Genomic DNA, 5,455 nt, shown 5'->3' on the forward strand with positions numbered 1-5,455 from the left:
AGCCACCAGGCCCACCGACCACGTTTTGAGCGGGTGCAAAAAGGAACGGCGCAGGAGGTACGGGGCTCGGCCATCAGCGAAGCTCCGACAGGACGAATGCCCTGATGCGCACCGCGTCCGTGACCGGGATGCGATAGCCAGCGCCCCGCACCGTCTCGACGCCGTAGCCCAGGCCGAGGTCATGAAGGGCGTGGCGCAGCCAGCTGATGTAGGACTTCGCGCTGACCTGGTGGACGCTTACGAAGCCGGTCTTTGCGCAGAGGGCGGCGAGACGATCGAGCGTCAAAGTTTGGCCCGGATGCTGAATGAACACCCGCAGGAGCCGACCCACACCACGCTTGCTATGAACTTGAAGCACACGGCAGGCCAGCTCCTCAAAGCCGAGCCATTCCAGCGGCGTCAACGAGCTGTCCCCCATCAGCGCTCCTCCTGCAGCGCTTGCCACCGGGCCTTCCGCCGACGCGGGCGGCGGACGCGCATCGAGGGCGTCAGGACGGTGACGATGACGAACGGGTTGTCGTGGGCGAAGACGATCTGGTGATCGTGAGCGCGGACGGACGGGGCTTTGAGCGCCATGGCCAGCAGCACGTTGTCGGTCAGCATGGCCGCGCGGATTTCCTCGACCGGGATCCGCAGCACGCGCTCGATGTGGCGCAGCAGGGCGTGGTCGGTGACGATGGCCCGGCGACGGACCTTGCGAAGGTCAACCGGACGCCCTTGGAAGTCGGTTTGAACAGTCACGACTTTGCCTCCAGCGCTAGGGGCGAGGAGCCACGCCGCTTGGCGGGACTGAGTGGAAAGACGCGGTTGACGGTGACCCGGGTGGGCGCGCCGCCCGGCCCAACTGGCTTGACGACGACGATCCCGGCCCGCTCCAGGCGGCAAGCCGCCTCGATGCGGACCGGGTCGCTTTCAGTGACGCCGCAACCGATCCCCAGGTCGATGTCGAGCAACAGCTCGTCCTCGACCTCTGCCCAGAACTTCGCCTGGGCGATGGGCGACATCGCCAGGATCACGGTGAGGCGCGGGCGCATCAGGCCGTCCCGTTCGCCGGCATGGCTTGGAGCAGCGCGTTCTCGGCTTGCTCCAGCTCGGTGCGGAGTTGGCGCGACGCCTCGATCGACAGCGCCGCCCCTACCGCCGGTACACAGATGATCACATAGCCCTCGGGCCGGCCGGTGCGGCCCACGCCATAGCAAGGCTCGACGGTGACGACGTCCTTCATGCGGCCCTCCATTTGCGGGCGCTCGCTTCAGCCATCGCCTGAGCCGCATCCTCTAGGACCGGCCATTCCGCATCGGTGATCGGCGGGAGGTCGTGATCTTGGGAAAGATACCGACCGACGATCTCGGCGGTCAGCTGGCGCTCAAAGTAGGAGAGAGCGTCGCTGAAGAAGGGCAGCAGCCGCGTGGCCAGCCGCAGCGTGAATTCACGCTCTGGGGTGAGGCGGATGTACATCACGCCCTCGCCGCATCGAGGCTGACAGGGGTCCACTGATCGTCGATAGACGGCCGGTGATAGATGCGGACGTACCGCTTCGTGCCCTTGACCTGGATAGCGTCGCGGATCGCGTCCATCGCCCGGCGCCAGCGCTCGTCTGGCATTTCCCAGCGCAGCAGCTGCAGCAGCGCGGCCCGGTTGGTCAGCCCGCCGTTCTCGATGTTAAAGGCTCGGGTGACCAAGCCCTTCAGGAGAGCGTCGGCGTTAACGGCAAGGTCCGCGACGACCTGGTCGACCAAGGCCTTCGCCTGGGTCAACTCGGGGCCGAAGTCGATGATCTTGGCTCGCGTCACCTCGACCTTCATGAGCTGGTCGAAAGTGGTGAAGGTCAGGTTCCCGGCTTTGCCGCCCCGCTTGACACCGTACTGTTGGTCCAGCAGGTCGACCAAGTCGTCAGCATCGTCGAACGTGTGCTGAACGAAGCGGGCGATGGTCTCGGAAAGCGGTAGGGCGAAGCCCAGGATCTTACGGACCAACTCGTCCTGCAGCCTGTCCTGGGCGCGCATGTTGGCGACGGGCATCAAGCTGCCGTCTCCGGCCCGCATATAGTCGACGCCGCCGACGTCGATGACCCCGTCGGAAACCTTACGGAACAGCGGATGCGCGGCTGAGTTAGCTCCGACTTCCTCGGAGGCGGCGATAGCTTGGGGTTCGGTGAAGGCGTTCATTGGAAACCGTCCTGTGCGGAAAGCCGGCGTGGTTCCGGCGGGACTTGAGGGGAAAAGGAGGCGGCGACGGCGGCCCATCTCTGACGCTCGCGGCACTCGGCCGGATCGAAGCGGTGGAGCACCGTGCGGCGCGGTGCGAGCCACGCCAGAAGGTGACGGAGACCCGCGATCACGGCAGCGTCTCCCGGATGAAGCGCCCCAGCGGCGAGTTCTTCGCCGGCGGGCGATCAGTCGGAGTGCTGGCGGCCTTGGGCTCCCTGGCAAGCAGACACAGGGCCTGCTCGGGCGTGCGGCCAATCAGGTACCAGAGCGCCAGGTCGACCTCGCCACGGCTGCGGCCGACCGCCTCTGCGATGTCGCCCAGGCTCACGCTGGCGGCCGATAGGGCGTAGACGGCCGCGAGGCCGGCGATGGTCCAGTCGCGGTTCATGCGCTCCCCCTGGTCGGGAAGCCCGCCGCAAGGCTGGCCTGGGCCGCACGGGCGGCCTTGGCGCCCTTGATCCCGAGTTGCTGGCAGACCGTTTCAATCGGCCCAAGCGCCTGCGCGTTGGCGAAGTAGCCAACAGCCGTCGCGAAGGCGACGAATAGGGCGTGGTCAGTCATGCCCGAGCGGTGCGCCTGCTGAAGGACCGTCTGCAGCGCGTGGGAAACGCCACCGATCTGATAGGTCTCTGCGGTGTCGCCCTCCATGTGCATCTGGACCGAGATCGTCCGACCGGCGGCGATGATCTCGTCACCCAGCTGGTTGATCCGCTCGCAGATCGGGGCGTCGGCGACGACGGGGGTTACGACGACGTCAGCCACGGGCGCCTCCCGCGATCAAATAGAGGAGCGCCCGGCTCGGGTCGGGGCTCTCGTCGACCAGCTCATCCAGCTCGTCGAACGCGGCCTGGATGCGGGCGACCAGGCGGTCGAAATCTGCCTGGGTCAGGGTGTTGTAGCGGATCCGGACCTTGAGGTCGGAGACCGCCTTACGGCCGTCGCGGACAACGCCGAGGTCCATGGTCGAGGTGTGCTTCAGCAGCATGGTGCGGTTCCCTTCACGCGGCCTGATGGATGCCGGAGAGCGCGTGGAACGCGCCCTGCAGGTGCTCTAGGGCGAGCGGCTGGTTGGTGCCGATCGCCACCAGCAGGGCGCCCTCGAACGTCATCTCGACGTTGCGAAGTCCGCCTGGCCGGGCGGCTACGTTCTTCAGGTAGTCCAGCTCGGCCTTGCCAATGATCTCCCGGTTGGCGTCGGCGATGGCCTGGCTGATCGCGATCACGTCGCGGGGGTCCGGCTCCTGCAGCCAGGTGCGGGCGGCGAACCGGCTGGACACCTGGGCGAACTCGGCCTTGGTCCCCGTCGAGCCGACGCGGGCGTAGACGCCATCGTTGCCGACGATGGCGATGCCGACGCCGCGACCGGCCTGGCGCGTGCTGTCGTTGATCGCCCGCAGGGCCTCGATCGAGGCGTCGTTCAGGTGCTGGGCTTCGTCGATGATGATCAGGCCCGGCGCCTCGATCGCCTTCTTGACGATTTTGCGGTGCAGATCGCGGGGCACGCCGCGAGGGTTGGCCTCGCCCATGGCCTCCAGGATCTCGATCAGCATGGCCGGCACGCTGTTGATGGTCTTGTCCATCGTGGCCAGCCAGCGGCGGTTGTCGTCGGCCGCGTACTGGCGGCAGGTCACCGACTTGCCCAGGCCCGGCTGGCCGCCGACCAGGATCATGCGACCCATGTTCAGGGCGTAGTCGAACCGCTGCATCATCCGCTTGGCGTCCTGGGTCAGGACGAACGAGGCCTGGACCGGCAGGCGTTGCTTGTGCGCGGCGGCGCGCTTGCGGTTCTCCAGCCACTTGTTGAGCTTGGTGGCCGGCGCGTTCCGGTCACCGGTGTACTCGTTGCGCAGATAGGTGCTCAGCGTTGTCGCCGAGACCTCGGTGAGCCGTGAGATGTCGGCCTGGGTCAGGCCGTCCGAGGCGATGGCCGCCTTTACGCCGGCCACGATCTGCGCGTGGTCCTGGTCGTCGAACTCGGTCTTGCCGGGGTTGAGGATCATGTTAGGTCTCCCGTGTTGTTGGACTGCTGGCTCGTCGGGGTTGCCGCCCCGGCGGGCCGTTTCATTTCCGACCGAAAAGGCTGGCGACGCCGGCCTCCCAGTCGTCGGTGAAGGTGTTGGAGCCGGCGGCCTTGGCGGTCTTGGCGACGCCGAAGGCGGGGACCACGACGTTGGTCGTGTCGGCCGGAATGGCTGGGGTCTCAGGGCGCGGCGCCACCGCCGCCAGCTGCGCGGCCAGCTCTTCCACGCCCATGCGCTTGAGCGCCTGGCCCTGGGCCTTGGTGGCCTTGACGTAGTCGGCGCGGGCCTTGGTGATCTTCCGGGCCTGGGCGACGCTCTCGAAGCCGCCGTCCAGGTGGCGCCGGACTTCCAGCAGGAAGCGGTTGTCCAGGCTGTAGAGGTAGACGGGCTTGGAGAGGTCGGCCGGGTCGAACCGCACCCGGACCTTCTGGCGCTTGAGGGCGGCCAGCTCGGGCGACCAGTAGAGGTTGCCCAGCAAGCGCACGGCGCCCGATACGCGGTCCATCGGCCGGGGCTCGGAGGCCAGCATGCACAGGCGCAGTTGCTCGGCCGAAAGGCGCCGCGGTTGATGGGCGGCCACGCCCTCCAGGTAGACCTGGCGGAACGAGCGGCCGTTCATGCCGACGCCCTGGCGGCCCTTCTGGTCGCGGTAGTATTCCAGCTCCTGCCGGATGACGGCCTCGAACTCGGCGATCGGGATGGCCCGCGACCGGTGGTTCTCCGGCTTCACCATCGCGTTGTGGCCGGTGTAGGCGCCGGCGAAGACCGACGACTTGGCGATGTCGTGCGCCCAGTTGCGGAACATCCGCTCGACCGGCTTGGCCTGGCCCCAGTAGGGCGTGGCGAAGATCGCCTCGACGCCCAGCGTTTTCAGCAGGCCGTCGTACTCTTCCTCGACCGCCTTGCCGCGCATGCGCGGGATGCCGCCCGAGATTTCCTTGGCCTGGTTTTCGGTGCCATTGTCCATCAGCAGGCGCTCGACCAGGCCGAAGTCACGGAAGGTGTCGCCCAGGGCCAGGCGAACGATGTGGTGGTTCAGGGTCCGGTCGAAGCGGACGGCCAGCGGGAAGCCCGAGGCGATGTCCTGGACCGCCAGGCAGTAGGGCCGGCCGCGCGTGCCGTCCTCCCACTCGACCTGCACGTCCCACAGGTGGCCGTCGAGATTGGCCAGGCGGTGCGGGTAGAGCCCATCGTGCGAGCGATCGACGGCGGCGAAGGTGTGAC

At 67.6% G+C, this 5,455-nt stretch carries 11 protein-coding genes; all 11 read right to left on the reverse strand.

The window, feature by feature from the left end:
* Nucleotides 1–73: 73 nt before the first annotated feature.
* A complete protein-coding gene (locus VJ655_RS12175; protein WP_324111405.1) occupies nucleotides 74–418 on the reverse strand; it encodes a helix-turn-helix domain-containing protein in 345 nt (114 codons plus the stop codon).
* Nucleotides 418–741: a hypothetical protein gene (locus VJ655_RS12180; protein WP_324111407.1), complete on the reverse strand. Its 324-nt coding sequence runs from the start codon at nucleotides 739–741 to the stop codon at nucleotides 418–420. The genes VJ655_RS12175 and VJ655_RS12180 overlap by 1 nt, the downstream gene beginning before the upstream one ends.
* Nucleotides 738–1,034: a hypothetical protein gene (locus VJ655_RS12185; RefSeq protein ID WP_324111409.1), complete on the reverse strand. Its 297-nt coding sequence runs from the start codon at nucleotides 1,032–1,034 to the stop codon at nucleotides 738–740. Before VJ655_RS12185 ends, VJ655_RS12180 begins: the two co-directional genes overlap by 4 nt.
* Nucleotides 1,034–1,225 (reverse strand): hypothetical protein, encoded by a 192-nt coding sequence (locus tag VJ655_RS12190; RefSeq protein ID WP_324111411.1) that lies wholly within the window; start codon nucleotides 1,223–1,225, stop codon nucleotides 1,034–1,036. Before VJ655_RS12190 ends, VJ655_RS12185 begins: the two co-directional genes overlap by 1 nt.
* Entirely contained in the window at nucleotides 1,222–1,458 is a 237-nt protein-coding gene (locus VJ655_RS12195; RefSeq protein WP_324111413.1) for a hypothetical protein, read from the reverse strand. The genes VJ655_RS12190 and VJ655_RS12195 overlap by 4 nt, the downstream gene beginning before the upstream one ends.
* On the reverse strand, nucleotides 1,458–2,168 hold the full coding sequence (locus VJ655_RS12200) for a DUF3164 family protein (RefSeq protein WP_324111415.1): 711 nt from the start codon (nucleotides 2,166–2,168) through the stop codon (nucleotides 1,458–1,460). Before VJ655_RS12200 ends, VJ655_RS12195 begins: the two co-directional genes overlap by 1 nt.
* A gap of 169 nt (nucleotides 2,169–2,337) precedes the next feature.
* Nucleotides 2,338–2,598 (reverse strand): hypothetical protein, encoded by a 261-nt coding sequence (locus VJ655_RS12205; protein WP_324111416.1) that lies wholly within the window; start codon nucleotides 2,596–2,598, stop codon nucleotides 2,338–2,340.
* Nucleotides 2,595–2,972: a hypothetical protein gene (locus tag VJ655_RS12210; RefSeq protein ID WP_324111418.1), complete on the reverse strand. Its 378-nt coding sequence runs from the start codon at nucleotides 2,970–2,972 to the stop codon at nucleotides 2,595–2,597. The genes VJ655_RS12205 and VJ655_RS12210 overlap by 4 nt, the downstream gene beginning before the upstream one ends.
* Nucleotides 2,965–3,195, reverse strand: coding sequence for a hypothetical protein (locus VJ655_RS12215; RefSeq protein WP_324111420.1), 231 nt, complete (start codon nucleotides 3,193–3,195; stop codon nucleotides 2,965–2,967). Before VJ655_RS12215 ends, VJ655_RS12210 begins: the two co-directional genes overlap by 8 nt.
* A gap of 13 nt (nucleotides 3,196–3,208) precedes the next feature.
* Nucleotides 3,209–4,210, reverse strand: a complete 1,002-nt coding sequence (locus tag VJ655_RS12220; protein WP_324111422.1) for an AAA family ATPase — start codon at nucleotides 4,208–4,210, stop codon at nucleotides 3,209–3,211.
* Between the two features lie 61 nt (nucleotides 4,211–4,271).
* Nucleotides 4,272–5,455, reverse strand: a 1,184-nt coding sequence (locus VJ655_RS12225; protein WP_324111424.1) for a transposase, incomplete at its 5' end; no start/stop codon positions are given.

Source organism: Caulobacter sp. (assembly GCF_035254145.1).
Lineage (GTDB): Bacteria > Pseudomonadota > Alphaproteobacteria > Caulobacterales > Caulobacteraceae > Caulobacter.